Annotated in this window: 22 protein-coding genes and 1 other annotated feature; of the genes, 2 read left to right on the top strand and 20 right to left on the bottom strand. The window is 37.6% G+C overall.

The window, feature by feature from the left end:
- Positions 1 to 94: 94 nt before the first annotated feature.
- Positions 95 to 305, bottom strand: a binding site (T-box leader).
- Between the two features lie 417 nt (positions 306 to 722).
- The 20 genes from ACESSZ_RS00005 to ACESSZ_RS00100 form a co-directional block, all read right to left on the bottom strand.
- The gene (locus ACESSZ_RS00005) at positions 723 to 1,268 is read right to left on the bottom strand and encodes an NADH peroxidase (RefSeq protein ID WP_008688391.1); all 546 of its coding nucleotides are present in this window, start codon (positions 1,266 to 1,268) and stop codon (positions 723 to 725) included.
- A gap of 169 nt (positions 1,269 to 1,437) precedes the next feature.
- Positions 1,438 to 2,238 carry an ABC transporter permease subunit gene (locus ACESSZ_RS00010; RefSeq protein WP_117547574.1) on the bottom strand — a complete coding sequence of 267 codons (801 nt, stop codon included), beginning with the start codon at positions 2,236 to 2,238 and terminating at the stop codon, positions 1,438 to 1,440.
- On the bottom strand, positions 2,228 to 3,121 hold the full coding sequence (locus ACESSZ_RS00015) for an ABC transporter ATP-binding protein (protein WP_117547573.1): 894 nt from the start codon (positions 3,119 to 3,121) through the stop codon (positions 2,228 to 2,230). Before ACESSZ_RS00015 ends, ACESSZ_RS00010 begins: the two co-directional genes overlap by 11 nt.
- 258 nt (positions 3,122 to 3,379) lie before the next feature.
- Complete coding sequence (rpsU, locus tag ACESSZ_RS00020; protein ID WP_008688385.1) at positions 3,380 to 3,559, bottom strand: 30S ribosomal protein S21; 180 nt, start codon at positions 3,557 to 3,559, stop codon at positions 3,380 to 3,382.
- Between the two features lie 165 nt (positions 3,560 to 3,724).
- The gene (locus tag ACESSZ_RS00025) at positions 3,725 to 5,188 is read right to left on the bottom strand and encodes a UDP-N-acetylmuramoyl-L-alanyl-D-glutamate--2,6-diaminopimelate ligase (protein ID WP_008978411.1); all 1,464 of its coding nucleotides are present in this window, start codon (positions 5,186 to 5,188) and stop codon (positions 3,725 to 3,727) included.
- The gene (gene mtaB / locus ACESSZ_RS00030; protein ID WP_008688382.1) at positions 5,166 to 6,491 is read right to left on the bottom strand and encodes a tRNA (N(6)-L-threonylcarbamoyladenosine(37)-C(2))-methylthiotransferase MtaB; all 1,326 of its coding nucleotides are present in this window, start codon (positions 6,489 to 6,491) and stop codon (positions 5,166 to 5,168) included. The genes ACESSZ_RS00025 and mtaB overlap by 23 nt, the downstream gene beginning before the upstream one ends.
- Entirely contained in the window at positions 6,488 to 7,276 is a 789-nt protein-coding gene (locus tag ACESSZ_RS00035; protein ID WP_008978412.1) for a hypothetical protein, read from the bottom strand. Before ACESSZ_RS00035 ends, mtaB begins: the two co-directional genes overlap by 4 nt.
- A complete protein-coding gene (locus ACESSZ_RS00040) occupies positions 7,248 to 8,024 on the bottom strand; it encodes a 16S rRNA (uracil(1498)-N(3))-methyltransferase (RefSeq protein WP_117547572.1) in 777 nt (258 codons plus the stop codon). Before ACESSZ_RS00040 ends, ACESSZ_RS00035 begins: the two co-directional genes overlap by 29 nt.
- 95 nt (positions 8,025 to 8,119) lie before the next feature.
- On the bottom strand, positions 8,120 to 8,857 hold the full coding sequence (locus ACESSZ_RS00045; protein WP_008688376.1) for a pseudouridine synthase: 738 nt from the start codon (positions 8,855 to 8,857) through the stop codon (positions 8,120 to 8,122).
- A gap of 43 nt (positions 8,858 to 8,900) precedes the next feature.
- Positions 8,901 to 10,028: a DUF2974 domain-containing protein gene (locus tag ACESSZ_RS00050; RefSeq protein WP_008688374.1), complete on the bottom strand. Its 1,128-nt coding sequence runs from the start codon at positions 10,026 to 10,028 to the stop codon at positions 8,901 to 8,903.
- An 85-nt stretch (positions 10,029 to 10,113) separates the two neighbouring features.
- Positions 10,114 to 10,626 (bottom strand): spore maturation protein, encoded by a 513-nt coding sequence (locus ACESSZ_RS00055; protein ID WP_008688372.1) that lies wholly within the window; start codon positions 10,624 to 10,626, stop codon positions 10,114 to 10,116.
- The gene (locus ACESSZ_RS00060; RefSeq protein ID WP_008978415.1) at positions 10,619 to 11,191 is read right to left on the bottom strand and encodes a spore maturation protein A; all 573 of its coding nucleotides are present in this window, start codon (positions 11,189 to 11,191) and stop codon (positions 10,619 to 10,621) included. The genes ACESSZ_RS00055 and ACESSZ_RS00060 overlap by 8 nt, the downstream gene beginning before the upstream one ends.
- Complete coding sequence (locus tag ACESSZ_RS00065) at positions 11,188 to 12,177, bottom strand: D-alanyl-D-alanine carboxypeptidase family protein (protein ID WP_008688369.1); 990 nt, start codon at positions 12,175 to 12,177, stop codon at positions 11,188 to 11,190. The genes ACESSZ_RS00060 and ACESSZ_RS00065 overlap by 4 nt, the downstream gene beginning before the upstream one ends.
- A gap of 735 nt (positions 12,178 to 12,912) precedes the next feature.
- Complete coding sequence (gene scpB / locus ACESSZ_RS00070; RefSeq protein ID WP_008688367.1) at positions 12,913 to 13,458, bottom strand: SMC-Scp complex subunit ScpB; 546 nt, start codon at positions 13,456 to 13,458, stop codon at positions 12,913 to 12,915.
- Positions 13,451 to 14,188 carry a segregation and condensation protein A gene (locus tag ACESSZ_RS00075; protein ID WP_008688365.1) on the bottom strand — a complete coding sequence of 246 codons (738 nt, stop codon included), beginning with the start codon at positions 14,186 to 14,188 and terminating at the stop codon, positions 13,451 to 13,453. The genes scpB and ACESSZ_RS00075 overlap by 8 nt, the downstream gene beginning before the upstream one ends.
- Positions 14,189 to 14,523: 335 nt before the next feature.
- Positions 14,524 to 14,952, bottom strand: a complete 429-nt coding sequence (locus ACESSZ_RS00080) for a GNAT family N-acetyltransferase (RefSeq protein ID WP_017144655.1) — start codon at positions 14,950 to 14,952, stop codon at positions 14,524 to 14,526.
- A gap of 30 nt (positions 14,953 to 14,982) precedes the next feature.
- Positions 14,983 to 16,347 carry a spore germination protein gene (locus tag ACESSZ_RS00085; protein WP_008978418.1) on the bottom strand — a complete coding sequence of 455 codons (1,365 nt, stop codon included), beginning with the start codon at positions 16,345 to 16,347 and terminating at the stop codon, positions 14,983 to 14,985.
- Positions 16,344 to 16,694 (bottom strand): SpoVA/SpoVAEb family sporulation membrane protein, encoded by a 351-nt coding sequence (locus ACESSZ_RS00090; protein ID WP_008688358.1) that lies wholly within the window; start codon positions 16,692 to 16,694, stop codon positions 16,344 to 16,346. The genes ACESSZ_RS00085 and ACESSZ_RS00090 overlap by 4 nt, the downstream gene beginning before the upstream one ends.
- 1 nt (position 16,695) lies before the next feature.
- The gene (locus ACESSZ_RS00095; RefSeq protein ID WP_117547571.1) at positions 16,696 to 17,688 is read right to left on the bottom strand and encodes a stage V sporulation protein AD; all 993 of its coding nucleotides are present in this window, start codon (positions 17,686 to 17,688) and stop codon (positions 16,696 to 16,698) included.
- 2 nt (positions 17,689 to 17,690) lie between these two features.
- On the bottom strand, positions 17,691 to 18,131 hold the full coding sequence (locus ACESSZ_RS00100; protein ID WP_117547570.1) for a SpoVA/SpoVAEb family sporulation membrane protein: 441 nt from the start codon (positions 18,129 to 18,131) through the stop codon (positions 17,691 to 17,693).
- Between the two features lie 200 nt (positions 18,132 to 18,331).
- On the opposite strand from ACESSZ_RS00100, the gene ACESSZ_RS00105 reads away from it, so the two are divergent.
- Both ACESSZ_RS00105 and ACESSZ_RS00110 read left to right on the top strand, forming a co-directional pair.
- Entirely contained in the window at positions 18,332 to 19,057 is a 726-nt protein-coding gene (locus ACESSZ_RS00105) for an N-acetylmuramoyl-L-alanine amidase family protein (protein WP_117547569.1), read from the top strand.
- A gap of 127 nt (positions 19,058 to 19,184) precedes the next feature.
- A complete protein-coding gene (locus ACESSZ_RS00110; protein WP_117547568.1) occupies positions 19,185 to 20,021 on the top strand; it encodes a GGDEF domain-containing protein in 837 nt (278 codons plus the stop codon).
- Positions 20,022 to 20,086: the final 65 nt, after the last annotated feature.

Genomic DNA, 20,086 nt, shown 5'->3' on the forward strand with positions numbered 1-20,086 from the left:
CAAGTCGCTCTTGGGTTCGTCGATAACTACGCCCCGAGGGATTTTCACCCTAGATATGTGGCATGCCCGCCACACATAAAAACGCCGTCTCTATTCCAGAGACGACGTTTTATCGCGGTACCACTCTAGTTATTCCTATAATCTATAGGAATCCCTCAACCTGTAACGCTGGTCAGCGGTTTCTCCTACTAAGTTCAAAGAAACACTCCCAGATGCGTTTCCATTATCACGTTACCGTTGAACTTCCACTCTGTTTCAACTCGCTGTTGGTATATGATAATGTACTCTTCTGATCATGCGATTTTTTATAAGTGGCTTTATCATACTGGATTCATTTTTATTTGTCAATACATAATAGAAAGTTTCTATAACGATTCTTAAAAAATCATGCCCATTTGTTTTTATGCCAGTAACAAGATAATAATCGAGGAAGAGAGAATAATTAATTTCCGTCCTCTCACACCACTGTACGTATGGAACCGTATACAACGGTTCAAAACAATACAAAATATGCTTGAACTGAAATCGATTTGCTTTGGTTCTTATTCCTAGATACAGAGATTTGCCTCGACCTTCCTTCACCTCACGATGAACACCCTTGGTTCTGGCTAGTGATTGACGACTGTGATGAACGCCTCCACCGTACTCTTTTACCACCTAGTTATGATCCATGCCAAGAACACGAAAAAAACATCATGCTAGCACACATGATGTTTCACTGATTATTTACCAAAATAACGGTCTAATAAGCCTTTAAATGCTTTGCCATGACGTGCTTCATCACGTGCCATTTCATGAACCGTATCATGAATCGCATCTAAATTAGCAGCTTTTGCTCTTTTTGCCAAATCAAATTTACCTGCTGTTGCGCCATTTTCTGCATCTACACGCATACGTAAATTCTTTTCTGTAGAATCACTTAAAACCTCACCCAATAATTCAGCAAACTTCGCTGCATGTTCTGCTTCTTCAAAAGCCGCTTTTTCATAATACATGCCGATTTCTGGATACCCTTCACGATGCGCAACACGTGCCATTGCTAAATACATACCAACTTCACTGCATTCCCCTTCAAAGTTCATGCGTAAATCGTTCATGATATCTTCACTGGCACCCTGTGCAACGCCAAGGACATGCTCAGCAGCCCAACTCATTTCACCTTCTTGTTTCGTGAATTTTTCAGCAGGTGCTTTACAGATTGGACAGAATTCAGGTGCTGTATCACCTTCATGTACATACCCACATACACTACATACAAATTTAGCCATTGTAATATTTCCTCCTTATAGTATGTTAATCGATTATATTTTACAACATCCTAAGCAAAATGTGAATGCATTTGCCCTTTTTCTATCCCAAGTTTATCCTATAGTGTATATCTGGATAATCATCTTCCTTGCTTAAAAAAACGATGGCATCTACATACCATCGCTTTCCTCATAATGACATATTTTTACGTTGAAACAACACATTTGCAGCACTAAAACAACCAATAGCAATGAGTAACAAAATACCACTCATATACCAGCCTTTAGCTGCATTGACAATTAAAGCATCTCGATCAAACAACGTCATAAGCGTTGCATATTTCATATTTTCTAAATTACCCTTCATGTTTGCCAACATTTGAACGAGTATAAAGTATATTCCAATTCCTGCGCCAAAGGTTGCTGCCTGTCGATACTCATTGCAGATACAGGAAAACAAGAAACTAATTCCTGCCAGTGCCATATGCAAACACAACACACCGAAATTCAACCGCAAATAGGCCGCCACATCTAAATCCTGAGGAAACATAAATGAGCTACACACTAAACCTAGTAGCGTACAATACGCAATCAGCAAGAGCAGATTGGTAAGCAAAACAAAACATTCTGTCCGCCACACACAGCCACGTGTACTTCCCGAGGATAAAAGATATGCCATAGATCCATTATCAACTTTCTTGGCAATGTATTTTAAAGATAACAAAACCGTGAACAAGAAAGGAAATACGATCATTAACATTCCGTATAGATAGGTTGATAAAAAATGCACCAACGTAGCGGTGGAACCATTCATGCCCACCATTGACATGATTTCCGGCATCATTTTGGCAAATTCATCCAATGCACTTCCTAAAGAAGGATCAAACATCGTTAACATGATAGTCGTATACATCGTAAGGATCAAGCAGAAAATCAATAATAATTTCCAGCTATTCTTCATTTCAGTCACATATAACGCTTTATTCACCATGATGCTCACCTCCATAATATTGCATAAAGATTTCTTCCAAGCTTTGATGAGTAACATCAATATCTTCGACTTCATAGTGAGACAGCGTTTGAATGAGCTTAGCTAGATTTTTATGAATTTCAACTTCTACCATATGCTTATGCATTGCTGTAATATAAAACCCCTCCTGTTGAAAGCGGACAACTTCATTTATATTCGCAAAACGGATCTGATAACGGCGTTTTTTAGATTGCCGCAAGGTTTGTGCATCTTCCACACAGACGATATGGCCATCTTTGATAATGCCGATACGATCACATGTTCGTTCAACTTCTTCAAACATATGTGAAGACATTAAGATGCTTTTGCCTTTCATCTTTTCTTCCTGAATTAGATCCACAAAAACATTTTGCATTAATGGATCTAAACCACTGCTGGGCTCATCCAGTATCAAAATTTGGGGATCATGCATAAAAGCAGCGACAATGCCAACTTTCTGTTTCATTCCTTTACTCATTTTCTTAATTCGCCCACTTGGATCAAGTTTAAAACGTTCCATTAATTCTTCACAGCGTCCCATATCTTTCATACCGCGAAACTTTGCCATAAATTTTAAAAATTGCATGCCGCTCATTTCTTCCCATAAGTTTATTTCACCAGGAATGTAGCCAAGCTCTTTTTGTATGGTAGCTGCTTGCTTACCACAATCCATTCCTAAGATAGAACAATTTCCTTCTTTGGCAAAAATAAATCCCAGTAAATGACGAATCGTTGTTGTTTTACCAGCACCATTAGGCCCTAAAAAGCCAAATACTTCTCCCTCATCGATGGTAAAGCTAATATCAAATATTCCCTTACCATGCCCATAGTCACAGGTCATATGCGAAATTTCTATCGCCTTCATCAATTTCCTCCTCACCAAACAGTTTATGTCATCTGTTTTACCATTACTGACATTATAGCAGATTCTTTATAAGCTACAATGATTTTCACATTTTCTCTGCATTTTAGATAGGTTCATTGCATGAACAATACTTCACCTTCTTATAAAATTTATTTCTGCTATGAATCTAACCGTTCAGGAAATGACACTTGTCTATTTCGAATGTAATGGGTTGTTTTTTGTAAATGAAACATAAAAAAAGAGATCCTCGATCTCTTCCTATTTTCCACGACGTGCTTTACGTGCAGCTTCTGACTTTAACTTACGACGAACGCCAGGTTTTACGTAAAACTCTCTTTTGCGAGCTTCAGCAAGGGTTCCATTTCTTGACACTTGACGTTTGAATCTACGTAAAGCATCATCAAGAACTTCGTTTTCTTTGACTACTACTTTCGGCATGATTTACCCTCCCTTCTGATGCAAGCATATTTATTATACTGAAAAACATATGAAAATGCAACAGAAATATAACATTTTTCTAGCATTTACCCATAAAATATGTGAAAATACCGTCTTATGTATAGATTCCTCTTGCGAAATTCTGCTGTTTTTAGACAAATGTCATCACTTCTCTAGTTCATCCTCTAATCCCAGACAATGTTTGCGAATCACATGGCGTGCAGCGATATGATCGCCAATCCAAGGTTCTCGTCCAAATTCACGATACATAAAAACCTCATCCCCTTTTCCAAGGATAAGTACTGTATCGTTGACATTTGCGCTTTCAATCGCCTGGCGAATAGCCGAATAACGATCCTCGATAAAAATGTTATTGGTATCCTTGATACCACCTTTGATTTCATTTGCAATATCCCTTGGGTTTTCATCTCGTGGATCATCTTCCGTTAGAATAATGCTATCGCAATAGCGATCAGCGATTTCTCCAAACACCTTACGCTTTTTCGTATCACGTTTACCGGCGGAGCCAAATACTGCGATAATTGCATTCCCATCCGGCGTAATGCTATTGGCAAATTCAAAAACCTTTTCCATTCCATCAGGCGTATGAGCAAAATCTACAATCACATTGAAAGCCTGACCCTCATCAATGCGTTCCATACGGCCATCTACCTGTGTTAATTCAGATAAATAAGGAACAATTTCTTTTAATGCAACGCCGCTTTCACACATTGCCGCGATTGCTCCTAGCAGATTATAGATATTATACATAGCGACTAAATTGGTCGTAATTGTGTAGGTTTCTCCATGATGAATCAAATCAAAGGTTGATCCATTCGTGCCAATATGGATATTATCACCACGATAATCGGCATCAGCCGTCACACCATAAGATACGATATGTGCTTTACAGCCAGCCACCATTCGTTTAGCAAAAGGATCATCTACATTTATAACGGCCACACCGTCACTCTTTAATTGTAAAAACAATTTGTGCTTAGCTTCAAAATAGTTTTCAAGTGTTCCATGGAAATCCAAATGATCGTATGTCAGATTCGTAAATACGGCTACATCGAAATCAACACTTTGTACGCGCCCCATCTCTAAACCATGCGAACTGACTTCCAGCGCAACTGCCTGCATGCCATAATCAACCATATCCTTCATGGAATGATGTATTAAAATCGGATCTGGTGTAGTTAGACTGGGCGGCATCGTGACATCGCCATAACTGATGGAAATCGTTCCAATATAACCACAAGGTTTAAAATGTGAGTAGACATCTTTAATGATGCTAGTAATCGTACTCTTTCCATTGGTACCGGTCACTCCAAATACCGTTAATTGATGACTTGGGTGTCCATAAAATTTGCTAGCCACCATATTTAAAGTACGATTTACATTTTCGACTTTTATATAGGCTACTCCTTTGTGCATGGTTTCAATGTCTTTCGCATGAACGATGCATACTGCACCTTTCTCGACAACTTCTTCAACAAATTGATGACCATCAAAAGTCATACCATCCATGCAAAAATACATATCCATCGGCTGAATTTTCCGTGAATCCGTACATAAGCCGCCGATTTCAATATCCGGTGCATTTTCAAATAGCAGAGACAGTTTCATGAGGTACCTCCTTGACGTCGCAGGCGATAAGCTTATCGTCTATATAAGAAGTGATGACAACCTGTTTCATCTGATGCAGCGCTTTTACATCCATTGAACAATATACCTCTAAATATTCACTGGTATGTCCAAAGAGCATGCCATCTTTTTCTTTTTCAAATAATACAGACACTTCTTTTCCTACAAATTTCTGTTTATAAGCAGTATATAACGCTTTTGAACATTGCGCAAGTCTTGCCGCACGTTCTTTCTTTATTTTATTTTCTAAATGCCCGCTCATTGTTGCTGCCACTGTATGATCACGACGAGAATAAGGAAAGATATGCAAAAAGCTTAATTCCATCTGTTTGATATTTTCCATTGTATCAACAAATTGTTCTTCACTTTCCTGAGGAAATCCTACAATGACATCGCTGGAAATACTAATATCAGGCATAAGAGAGCGGATATACTTCACACGTTCTTTAAACCATTCTACATCGTAAGGACGATGCATGTTCTTCAATACTTCATTATTGGCAGACTGTATCGGGATATGCAAATGGCGCGCGATTTTGGGTTCCTTTTGCATAAATGTCAATAATTCATCACTGATTTCATTCATTTCAATACTGGAAATACGAATGCGCCGCAATCCCTTTACTTCTTTACACATCCGTTTCATTAGCTGCGTCAGATTCGTATTTATGTCTCTTCCATATCGACCCGTATGAATACCACTTAAAACGATTTCTTGATGACCGCTGGCACATAAATCTTGTGCAATCTTAATAACTTCATCCTCTGGTAAAGAACGTTCTGCCCCACGGGCATAAGGAATGATACAATAACTGCAAAATTGGTTGCAACCATCTTGGATTTTTAGAAAAGCGCGCGTCTGATGTTCAAAATGTTGAATCGGCAAAGCTTCAAACACGCGCAAAGCACGAACATCATGTATTTCATTGACCTGTTTTTCTCCTTGCAAGGCTTTTTCAATACGATCAGCCAATGTTCTTTTGCCATCACTACCGATTAAAATATCAACATGTTCTTGTTGTTCTAACTGTTCTTTAGCGGTCTGTACATAACAGCCGACAACAGCAATCAAAGCATTTTGATTCAATGCTTTTGCTTGATGTATTTTCTGACGAGACTTACTACCTGCCGTATTTGTCACCGCACATGTATTAATGATATAGACATCTGCTTTTTCCTTAAATGATACTTGTTGGTAGCCCTTTGCCAGCAAAGCACTCTCATATCCCTGTGACTCATAGGTATTCACCTTACAGCCAAGTGTAGCAATCGCAAATGTTGTCATGATTCTTTCTCCTTCGTTTTTTTCTTTAATCGTTTATGCTGGTACTTTTTTAATTTTTTCTTAAATCGTTCATTTACGATTGGATATTCCAGCAAAAACATGAATAATGCATCCTCATCTTTTTTTAATAGTGCTTTCGCAATTTCAAAACGCATAGCTGCAGGACATTCTTTCTGCTTTGGATCTAATGAAAAGGTAGATACACAAACATCTTGTCGATACACATAAAATCGTTTTGTCAATGGATGATATAAAACATAATCCATGAGCCCTTCGGTTGCACACACCTCGCAGCTACTAAAACCGTGTGCATAGCTTTCATAACCATACATATGTGGAACTACTTCGTTTGCACAATTACGGATAAACGTATGATATTGTTTCAAATCCAACAAGACAATTTCATCTGTATAAAGATGATTAAAACGTGGTGAGAAACACGGCATATAGATTTCTTTATCCTCATATGTGAAATATTCTAATGCTTCTTTTTGTTTTGCTATTTCCAAATTCATTTGTTGTTTTCGTTCTATATAAGTCAAATCATACCAATAGTCAAACATTTGAACATACGTATCAAAAAAGACATCTTCAAATTTACGTTTGTTCAGCAAGGAGTGATATAACATTTCCACATAAAAACAATCACTGTCACTTTTCAAGACACATGGGATATTGTATTCCTTCACCAAAGCACGCATTTTATCGAGTTTCTTTTTATATGATTTATAATCAAGCAGTTTCTTATCAAATTTCTTATTTACCAGTTGTTCCAGTGTTTTCATGATGATCACCTGCCATTTCATAAAAGAAGGATATGCAGGCAAGTAAACTTAATGCGGCAGTTTCCGCACGCAGGATACGTGCACCTAAAGATACCCTATGAAAGCCAACTTCTTCTAATTGAATAACTTCATCTTCACTGAATCCGCCTTCGCATCCTACCACGATAAATACCTTGTGGGGTGCCGGATATTTTTGCAGCACTTCTTTGACATGCGCACTTTTTACATCTGCACGCTCATAGGCGATCAGCTTTACATCGGCATCTTCACTTGCTTTTATCAATTCAGCAAAGCTTTTTGGTGAATCTAGCGCAACAAGTGTTGAACGTTTGCATTGTTCGCAAGCCTCTTGCAAGATTTTATTCCAACGCAATCGTTTTTTATCCACTTTTTCATCTTTGGTTTTCACAACGGTCCGACTGCTTGTAAAAGGAATAATTCGCTGTACACCTAATTCTGCACTCTTTTGTAATAAGAAATCCCATTTTTCTTTTTTAATCAGCCCTTGTGCCAGTATCATATCAACAGGCGTATGGGTGTGATCTTCCATTTCTTCATCCACACATGCAAAAACCTTATGATCACGAAATACCACATGGGCATAATACATATGCCCCTTTCCATCAGCTAAGCGAATAATTTCATCTGGTTTCATGCGCATGACATGTTGTATATGATGAGCTTGTTCGGGTTCCATCTCTACAAGATCGTGTACCTGTAACGGTTTATGTAAAAAGTATTGCTGCATAACTTCACCTCATAACTAATAAATAATACAATATTTTTTTAAATCTTACAATTCCTATTCACTCAAGCTCATGAAAAAACAGTGGAATCCACTGCTTATCGACTCTTCATCTTTCCTTTCGTGGCAAGTGAGCGCAACTGCGCCACCTCGAAAGGTTTTAATATACGATACTCTCCTTGGCGTAAATCGCTGCACTTTAAAAAGGCCAATTCTTTTCGGTGTAAACGACGTACCTCATAGCCCAATGCTTCCATCATTCGTTTAATCTGGCGATTTCTTCCTTCATATATCGTCAAATCAAAACTACATTGATTTTTGGCAACATCCTTTTCTGTCAGCTTAAGCTTCGCCGGTAATGTCTTTTTCCCATCATCTAAAACAATACCTTTTTTGATCTGGATCATTTCTTCCGGTGTCAAAATACCGTTAATTGTCAGATTATACACCTTTGGTATATGATAGCGTGGATGAATGATTTCATTAGCAAATTCTCCATCATTGGTTAAAAGTAAAACACCACTTGTATCATAATCCAGACGTCCTACCGTAAATATACGTTCTTTACATGGAATCAAGTCAATAACGGTCGTACGATCAAACTCATCATTGCTGGTGCACATTGTTTTTTTCGGTTTGTTCATTAAAAAATAAACTTTATTTTCCTTTTCAATTGGATTTCCATCCACTTCTACTACATCACCGCGTTTTACTTTGTATCCCATTTCTGTGATGATATCCCCATTTACACACACTCTACCCTGTGCAATCATCTCTTCCGCTTTTCTTCTTGAGGCTATGCCAGCTTGTGCAATTACTTTCTGCAAGCGTTCCATGCTACCACCGTCCGTTTCTTCCTAGTTATTTTACATGATAACCTTATTTTTGCAAAGCTTTATTTTCATTTTGTTTAATACGCAGCAGATTATCTCCCATAACTTTTACCATACTGGAAAAAAAGCTGATCAACATTTCCTGAAGAACCTTTCTGGTATCCTCATCTAATTCACTAAAACCTTTTAAAATCACCAGCATATTTTTTATGTTGGTAATAGACAAATCTTTTATCGTATTCGCATTGGTTCGTGATAAAACATCATATATCGCATCCACTGCCAATGCTCGCTGGCTATCTTCCATGTGCGACAGCCACTGTTTTAAAGCATGGTCAAAGAGTTCACTGGAGGCCGTTATAGATTGCAGATAAATGAAATCTGCACCTTCTAATTGCCAAGAATATGGATCATGCTGCCAAAGTGACAATTGATTGCTTTGTATGACGTGATAAGCTTCTTCATGCTGTAAAAGCATACCGACAACGCTCGATTGTGGGACATATGTATAAATGCGTGGTAAAATGCGTTGAAAAGACGCCTGCTTTATGATTGTCTTATCAAATCCAGGACCATCCATATTGTATACCCCTGCAATACGATCTTGCAGTGCTTCATTAGCAAAGGCACTGGCATAAACAGCAAGATTGCCTCCTTTTGAATGTCCGCAGATATATAAGCGTCCCTTATAATGCTCGCTAATCTGCTCCACGTATTCCAAAGCATCGTGCTGTGAAGGTATCACAGGTAAAAAACTCATATTAAAATCTTCTTTCCAGCCCACCAATGTGCTGTCTGTACCACGAAAAGCAATACATATATCTCCTGTTTCCAATAAAAAGCTCATCGCACAAAATTGTTTTTGTTGCTGTTCATCAAAGCGTGATACATAGCGAAAGATTTTAACCTCTCCATATCGTCTGCTTTCTGCCATCTCAGATAATATACGTTTATCATTTTCTACCCTTGCTTGTTGTAAGTCAATGTGTAATTTTTGATAGGCCTCATTTACCTGCCGTAAAGACAGTGGAGCGCTTGTCTCATTTAACAACGCATCAAAGCGAACATACGATAAACAACAAAAAGCTAATGCGTCTAAATTACGAAAAGCATCTTGCCTCATCGTCAGATCTTTACGCCATGTCAAATATGTGAAAATCGAATCTTTCTCCATATGCTCACTTCCTAACCGCCTTCCTATGTATTTTAACAAAGATTTTGTTATCTGTCACTTTGAAAAGACAGCGTTTCACGCCGTCTCAGCCAAAAAACCATACTGTTAAAAAAATCGCCATCGCAATGCCGGCAACATCCGCAAGCAGCCCAATGGGCAATGCATTCTTTGTTTTTTTAATGCCGACACTGGAAAAGTATAAAGTGATGACATAAAATGTTGTATCTGTAGAACCTTGGATAATACTCGCCATGATTCCTTGTAAAGAATCAACTCCACAAGTTTTAAAAATATCGACAAGCACTGCTAAAGAGGCATTACCAGAAATCGGGCGAAAAAAGACCATCGGCCATATCTCTTTAGGAATTCCTTCAATATAGGTAGCAATCCCATTACAAATAACTTCCATTAAGCCACTTTCTCGCAATAAAGTAATAGCACACATCATTGCTAATAATGCAGGATAAATATCACTAAACAAAAAAATACCATCTTTTACACCTTCAATAAATGAATGATACGCATTTACACGACGCAACAAAGCGATTACACAGATGAAAAGAACTAGTAATGGAAGAATATAAGAAGTGTTAATCACGATAATTCCACCACCTATCCACGCATAGCCCTACAAATGAGGCAAAGCAAGTTGAAAGAATGGCGAACGGCATAAATCCCGTAACATCTAAAGAATGGAAAGAGGAACGCATGGCAATAATGGTCGTACTTAATAAAGTAACGCCCGCTGTATTTAAAACCAGAAACGTTACCATCGAACGGCTGGCTTCTTCTTTATGGGGGTTATGTTGTTGCATACCTTGCATCGCTTTTAAACCCATTGGTGTAGCTGCTGAACCTAAGCCTACCATATTCACGATTACATTGCTGGCAACATATCCCAATGTTTCGGCATCATTCTTTAAATCAGGAAATAAGCGTTTTAAAATCGGATGTGCCAATTTTTCTAAAGCCGCTAAAATTTTAGCATCTCTGGCAATATATAACATACCATTCCAAAATGCTGTCACACATAACAATGGTACAACAAAATCAAATGTTTCTTTTCCAACGCTGACAAACACCGCATTAATTACATCCACCCGTCCATTGCAAAGGCAATAAAGAACAGTGATGCAGATAATCAACAACCATATGACATTCATGAGAAAAGCCCACCCTTCTTATCCCTTACTTTTTTATAGGGAAAATTATAGACTTGCTGATTGTTCCCATTACGTATTTCTATAATGAATTCTTTATCTTCAAAATGCGAGCTTACCATAAGCTTTGCTTGTTCCTTTTGAGTAATGGTAACAGCGATATCCTCAGGTATGCAGATTTGTTTATGATCTATGACATATTTTCCTTTGGCCAGGATAGGAATTACCTTAATCTCATCGAAAGCTTTGGTGTGCTTTTGCTCATGAAAAGTAAAGTCATCTCCCATACCAAGCGTAACGATGACATTTTCAACATTTTCATGCTTCGCTGCGCTGATCAAAGTCCTTCCAGCTTTCTTCGTAAATCCTGTTTTCCCGGCGATAGCAAAAGGATATTCAAATAAGAGTTTATTTTTATTGCGCCAGCGATAGTTCCATTCACTCGTATAATACTTGGTTCCGCTTATTTCACGAAAGGCAGGGTTTTTCATAGCATAAGACATCAGCAATGCCATGTCATATGCACTGGACAAATTGCCACCATCTTCTTCATCTAAACCACTGGGATTTGCGAAATGTGTATCTAGCATACCGATTTCTTTTGCCTTTTCATTCATCATCTGGACAAATTTTTTTTGTGTCTTACCAATATGCAAAGCGATTTCTAAGGCTGCATCATTACCACTCCTAAGCATTAATCCATATAATAACGAGCGCAGCGATACCTGTTGTCCTTCCTTTAAATAAATCATGGAACCATATGCCTGTTTTAATTCCTTCCCGGTTTTCCATGTTGCATTTAAATCACCTTTTTCTAATGCAAGTATCGCTGTCATCACCTTCGATATGCTAGCAACACTTTGCACCTTGTGCATATCCTTTTCCTCTATGACTGTATTATCTGCATCACTCATCACACAATAAGATTGCCCATGCACAGTTTCTAAGTTGATTATCAGGCACAAGAAAAAGCAGAGCAGTTTTTTCATTCTCATCACCTGTTGAAGTATATGTTAACCAGATGCTTTTCATGCTCTTCTTAGATAATAGAATTCGCTAAACATAAAACGAAAAAACGTCGTATAGTCATAAAAATCATCGCTATAACTACCCTATAAAGAATGCTGTCAACATACCTAATCCACAAATATAAACTTAACTTTTTTAGATGATAATTATAAATCGACAGCATAAATGTATAAAATCATTCATCTTACCCTTCTTAATCACCACATGAAAAGAGGAGCCACGCATGCTCCTCCTTTCTCTATTATGCCATATCCCATCGTTTCTCTTCGATTTCCTTTGATATGACACTCCAAGGTACTTTGTTTGTTTACTTACAAAGCCTTTTGCGTTTTCCATTTTCTCATTCTTTACTCACTCATTCAGCTTTATTTTCAACAGCCTGTGTTATCTGCGACTACCTTATCTCCTGACTTCCTTATTTCGCATATGTCCTTATCCATAGTTCTAAGTATCATCAGTTTTGTCGTTTACCGGCTTCCCTTGGCTCTTACAGGATGCCACTACGCGCTGATCTTGTATATGATCGTTTTTTTATTATGTGCGACATATCTCTCATCAGTTTCATGAACCCTTCCTGTGATAAGCTTTTTTTCATACCTTTCTTGGTACATCTTTACTATATACTTAGGTGTTTTATCTGTAAATCCTTCTGGCAAAATAGGAAGCTTATTGGTAAAATCAGTAAAAAAGAGAAATTATTCAAACAATTCCTCATCTCTTTCTTCTTTGAATTCCGGAAGATCCGGCAATTCTTTTAAACTTTCTAACTTAAAGGTATCCATAAATTCTTCTGTTACCTCATAGAGAAATGGTCTACCTGGTGCATCTGTTCGGCCACATTCTTTAATCAGATTACGCGCCAACAACTTACGTACCATCATATCACAATTGACACCACGAATTTCTTCAATTTCAACACGTGTAATCGGTTGCTTATAGGCCACGATTGCCAAGGTTTCTAACGCTGCGCTAGATAAAGTGGACATTTTCGTAGATGAAAATAGCCGTTGCGCATATGGATGAATAGACTCTTTTGAAACAAATTTATATACACCACCAAAGCGTACCAATTCTATACCATGTGTGTTCTCAAGATATGCTTTCATCATCGTGTCTAATGTTTCTTCTAATTCTTCCTTACTGACTTCTTCTAGACAATCTAAGAGTTGTTCCATCGTTATGCCTTCATCTCCACTCAGAAACAACAATCCTTCCAATATTGGTTTCAAATGCTCATGCATATACAACTTCTCCTTTGATAATCCAAATTACATCTTGCGCATCAAGTGTAAATGTGATTTCTTTATGTTTAATTAAATCCAAAACTGATAAAAAGGTCACAATAACCATATGCAAACTGTCACAATCACTACATAAATCTTCAAAGCTCATTTTACCAACAAAATCACGGAGCCGTTTCTTAATTTGGACGACGCGTTCATCCAGCGATAACTCTTTCACCGTCATTCTGGTTTCCAAAGGATGTGATAATGCCATACGTCTTAAAACACGATTCATAGCCTTAATCAAATCATAAGGATTACCATCAATTTCTGCTTCCGTAACCGTATGTACCCATTTATTGGTTTCTTCACTTATCGGCTTGCTCATCATCAACTGACGTTCTTCATATTTCTGTTCAAACTGAGCACTTACCTCTTTGTAACGCTGATATTCCAATAGACGTTTTACTAGCTTTTCGCGTTGATCCTCTTCATATTCTTCCTCAATCACTACTTTTTCCCTTGGCAATAGTTTCTTACTCTTATACTCCAAAAGTCCTGCTAACTCAGCTAAATACTCGCTGGCAACTTCTAGATGCATGGATTCCATCGCATTTAAATATTGCAGATATTGATCTGTTAAGATATTCATATCCAAATCAAACAAATCCAATTTATTATCTTTGATCAGATGCAGCATTAAGTCCAAAGGACCTTCAAACTGATCGATCATGATCGTAAATGCCATGAAATCACCTCGCGCTTAATTATATCAAAAAAAAAGCGGAATGAGTAGAAATATTTTTATATGCTTTAGATTACCGGCATTATGTCGAATGGCAAGTGAAAAATCACTTTTCATATGAATATGAAAATATATTCTTTTTTAACGCCATTATCCTTAGCAATTAAGCAATAAGATCATGGATAAGCAACCCTTTCTGTCTTAATTGGGTTATGGAAATATATCAAAATAGCATTTCATCCTACACATTACACCTTACATAAAAATTTGTAATAGCGATTAAAAAGCTGAAATCACTTAACGATTTCAGCCATTTTCATGTATATCGCATCATTTCTTCACCTGATATTAACACTGAATTTAAGATGATCGCAATCCATCCCCTGTTGCTTATAAAAATGATGAGCATACTTGCGAGATTGTTTGCTAGAAAGTTCTAACTGTATACAAGACTGCTGTTTTGCGAACGCAAGCGCCTGTGCAAACAATGTACTGCCATACCCCTGCCGTTGTTTATCTTTTTTGACGATGAGTTCTTCTATCATAGCGATGTTGGCACAATGATGTAAATGATAGAGTATCCGCAAAGATACATAACCAATAATTTCTTCATCATTTGTTAAGACCCATGCCTTCATACTTCTGTCCTTGCGTTGCATCGCAAATCCTTTCAAAAATAAAGCCTTATTCAACTCTTTATTTTCTAATTCACAAAGCAATTCATATACAGGCGTTTCATCCCCTGACATTACTTCCCGTATTTCCATCATGCTCACCTCAAATTAAGTATATCATATTTATTTTTTTCTCGCTTTATTTACGCGAATCGGAGAACCAAATAAGATACGACTACATTCTTTATATGAGAATGGTATCAATGGATATAAATAAGGAAATTTAATCGTTTTCGTAGACATTAAAACGACAATATGTAGAAATACCCCGAAACAGAAGCCAGTTTGTCCAAAGAATAAAGCTAATGCGCCAATAAAAATACGGAATACTTTATTAGCCAATGATAACTCATAAGATGGAGTTAACAGATTGCCAATGTTACACAACGCCACCATAATTAGAATTTCTTTGGTATAGGCACCTAGCTCTATTGCCATATCCCCTAATACAAAAACAGCGATAAAGCTCATGATGCTCGATAAGATCGTCGGTGTATGGATGAGCGATTGCCGTATCCATTCCACCACAATATCTGCCAAAATAATTTGAAAACCAAATGTAAATAAGTGTACATTTTTCATAGGTAAGTGCAGCATGGTTGGATTTTGATCTATGACAAGGGCTATCCATAATGGCAACAAGTATAAGGAAAACAGAATGCCAATCAGGCGTAGGATACGTGTAAAAGATGCGACAATCGTCGTTTGTGTATACTCTTCAATTTGTTTCGTTTGTTCAAAAAAGGTGGTAGGTAAAATAACGGCTGTCGGCGCATTATCCACCAAGGCAACCAAATATCCTTGCAATAAGTGAATAGCACAGATATCCGGACGTTCTGTATAGCGAACATGTGGATATGGATTTAAAGTTTTTCCATATAACTGTTCAACCAAATTACGCTCACTTAAAATTTCTGTTTCACTCAATTGTTTCATTCGTGTTTCAAAATCGCTGAGCACATCTGGATCTACTAGATGTTTGATATACACATAAGCAACATCTGTGCGTGTTTTTACTCCTTCTTTATGCATAATGACACTAAGGCGAGGATCACGGATGCGCCGACGTATTAGGCCGACATTTAAAATGACATTTTCAACAAAACCATCATGTGCTCCGCGCACGCTTCTTTCAACACTAGGTTCTGCATTGCTACGCGATGGATAATGTCTTGTTTCAATGCAAAAATAATATTGAGAACTATCCAACAATACTAAGCATTGCCCACTAAGCATGTTAATTACTGCTTTTTTGGGGTCCTTCACCTTTTCCACCGAGCCAGGATAAAAGGTCAGTTCCACATGGTTAGTTGCCGTTATCGTCAAGCCTTCTACCAGATTGGAAATCAGTTGACTATCCGATAAAGAAGAAAGAAAAAGCAAGATCGCATCATGTCCTTCAATCTGCAAATGCCGTTTTACAACATCAAAGGAATCAGACAACTCTATCGTTAACTGTTGTAGGCGTGCTTGTAGCTGTTCCTTCATGATTTTGGTTTGCACAAAATGGCTACAAAGAAAGCAAACAAAATACCACTCGTGATACCGGCAGCAGTTAAATCAAACATGCCAAGTAAAATACCGAGCAGTCCTTCTTTTTGGGCCTGTGCTAATGCCCCATGAATCAAACTATGTCCAAAACTAGTAATAGGAAGACTTGCCCCCATACCAGCAACTTTTAACAGCCAATCATAAATACCAAAGGTGTCCAAAGCTGCTCCGATAGCCACAAATAAAGAAGTGATATGTCCGGCCGTTAATTTGGTATGATCATATAAAAGTTGTCCTGCTAATGAAATACCGCCACAGACTAAAAAGGCATAGACAAAAACCATATCATTTACTCCTTTCGTAAACGATGCCATGAGCAATACAAGGAATCGTTCCTTTTTGCTGTACAGCGACGGGTGATAATAAAGCACCCGTTGCTAAGACCATGATACGATGATATTCCCCTTGTTCCAAACGATTTAACAAATCACTCATAGATACACACATGCTGCATGCACAACCACTGCCACCACAAAACACATCCTGTTTACTATTATCGTAGATCATCAATCCACAATCAGATAACCGATTATCTATTTCATATTGTTCCTGCGTTAATAAGTCCGTTAGAAACGCAAAGCCAACTTGCGATAAATCCCCGGTCACAATGCGATCAAAATCGGTAATCTTTTGCTTACTCTCTTTTAAATACGTCGTCAACGTATCATAAGCAGCTGGAGCCATCGCTAATCCCATATCATTCGCATCGGTGTGATTCCAATCAACAATCTTACCAGGAACAAAAGCAGTGACTTTGATGTTCGATGGCTTTGTACCTAAGACAATAGCACCGGCACCACAGACAGTTGTCGTTGTCGTATCTTTTTTCTGTATGCCATATTCATTAGGAAAGCGAAATTGACGTTCTGCTGCAGCTGTATGTGAGCTGGTAAAAGCCATTGCATGAGATGCCATATGATGTTCTATCCACATGGCCGCAGTGCCAATGACCAATGAACTTGTAGCACATGCTGCATACATACCAATAAAAGGTACATGAAGATCTTTGACAAAATAATGCGAGCTCATTAACTGATTCAATAAATCGCCACCTACCAGCACATCCAAATCAGAAACTTGGAGCTGCGCTTTTCGTAAAGCAATATCACTTGCGTCATATAATAAACGACGTTCTGCTTTTTCAAAGCAATCTTCACCACAGTAGGTATCTTCATAACATTTATCAAACTGCTCTGCTAATGGACCTTTTGCCTCAACAGGGCCACCTACGGCAGAGCGTGATGTCACATAGACATCATGAAATTGAATAATTGCCATCATTATCCTCCAAATAAGATAAAACGAATCATCCCAAATACAAAGGCTGAGGCAATGCCATATGTTAATACAGAACCGGCAAGCTTAAACATATTGGATCCAATACCATAAATTAGTCCTTCACTTTTTCCTTCTAAAGCACAAGCAGTTAAAGAATTCGCAAACCCGGAAATAGGAATAAATAAACCTGCTCCACAAACCTGGGCAAATTTATCATAAATACCCAAACCAGTTAAAATCGCTGTAATTAAGATTACCGTTACTACGGTCATCGAAATAGCTGTTTTTTCATCAACACCCAATAGTGTTTGATATGCCATCATAACGAATTGAGCAGCGATTGCCAAAGCTCCACCGCTGAGAAAAGCAATCACTTCGTTTTTCACATAATGTGATTCTGGCGCATGTTTTTTCGCCGTATCTTTTATTTTTTTCTGATTCATATGCATCCTCCTTTATAACGCTAGTATGCACAACGTTTCTTGCATTATGTATAAAGCACATTCGGAAACCATGAAGAATTCTCATTCTAAACATTTCAAGAATACTTCAGTCAATCTTCACGATACGACCATTTTCCAATCAATCTTTACCATCATAATGAAAGGGCAAAGACTTATTTACCATAAGGAGGAGCTACGATATGAAAAAAAGAATTGTTTCACTATTTGCCTTGGCAATAACAGGTGTAGTATGTTTAACACTATATTCCCTAGGGGATATACATCTTGTTATGGAGATCATGGGAATAGAACAATATGAAGAAACGATACATGCAAAAGAAGATATAAAGACAACGATCGTATTAGATAGTGGCCATGGTGGTTATGATACAGGATGTATTGCTAACGATGGTACTTATGAAAAAGATATTACTTTAGCGATCGCTTTAAAAACGGGAGCATTATTATCTTCCTATGGCTATCATGTCGTTTATACACGTACAAGTGATGAAGTAAGTTGGTCTAACAACAATAAAGATGATTTAGCTACACGTGTAGCGATTGCCCAAGAAGCAGATGCCGACTATTACATATCTATCCATATGAATGCAAGTGAAAATAATGCTGGAGCAAATGGCTTTGAAATTTATGTAAAGGGCAACAATGAACATATCTTACAAATCGCTTCACGTTTAGAATCATCGCTTACTTCATTGGCCTATACTAATGATCGCGGCATTAAAACAACAGCTTCTTCTCCCCTGTATGTCATTGATAACAATACAGTACCTGCCATGCTGATTGAATATGGTTTTCTTACTGATCAAAACGATGCAGCCTATGTATGCAGCGAAGATGGGCAACAAAAGTTAGCACAACAATTAGCCATCAGCATTCAGAAAAATGTACCTCTTAGTAAAAGCTGATTAGTTATATATTTTTTTATAAAACGGTAAAAAAACTATGACACCATATAAAGAAAATGCTATAATATTACAAAGTGGTATGCTCATAATTTCTTTATGATGTATCGTATATAAAAATGGTGATTATATGACAATGGATGAAGCAAGAGCTTTAGTGACTCAATTAAATTTAGTATTTGACATCGTACGTTTTGTCGATGTGCGCATGATGCAGGAATATACCTTTGCTGAAGATGGGCAATTTATAGGCCATCCATACCATTGTTACAATGTCTGGAAGAAGAAACGTCGCTGTGAAAATTGTATTTCAGCGAAAGCTTTTATCCATCGTGGACGTATGACAAAATTTGAATTTATTGATAATGAAGTGTATCATGTAATAGCTATGTATACGGAAATTGATAAGATAGCCTATGTGTTAGAAATGGTTACGCTTATAACGGATGAGGCTTTGTTCTCTGCGTATGGAAACAATGAATTTGTAGAAACCATTAATCGTTATAACCGTAAACTGTATACGGATCCTTTAACTGGTGTATACAATCGACGCTATTATGAAGAACAGTTAAGTGGGCTATCGAAAGAGTTTTCCATAGCCATGCTGGATGTTGATGATTTTAAAAATATTAACGATACGTATGGACATAAAGCCGGTGATGATTCCCTATGCAATATTGTGACGACCATATCCTCCCTATTAGTAGAAGATGACTCTTTGATACGATATGGTGGAGATGAATTTTTGATTTTGTTTCAACATATGAATAAAACAGGATTCATTCAAAAGTTAGAAAGTATTCGCAAGGCAGTAGAAAATATTCGTCTACAAGATTATCCTAGCATTAAGTTATCGGTTAGCATTGGTGGAATATCCGCAATACAAGAGGCAATGGATGCCATAGAGGCTGCCGATATTCAGCTTTATAAAGCGAAACATAGAAAAAATTGTGTCCAGGTGGATTAAATAAGGAAATGCTTTGGTTTCCTTTTTTGCTATTTCTTATGGGTTTCTTTGTGAAGAAAAGGTAT

The sequence above is a fragment of the Eubacterium sp. 3_1_31 genome (assembly GCF_964249515.1).
Lineage (GTDB): Bacteria > Bacillota_I > Bacilli_A > Erysipelotrichales > Erysipelotrichaceae > Longicatena > Longicatena caecimuris.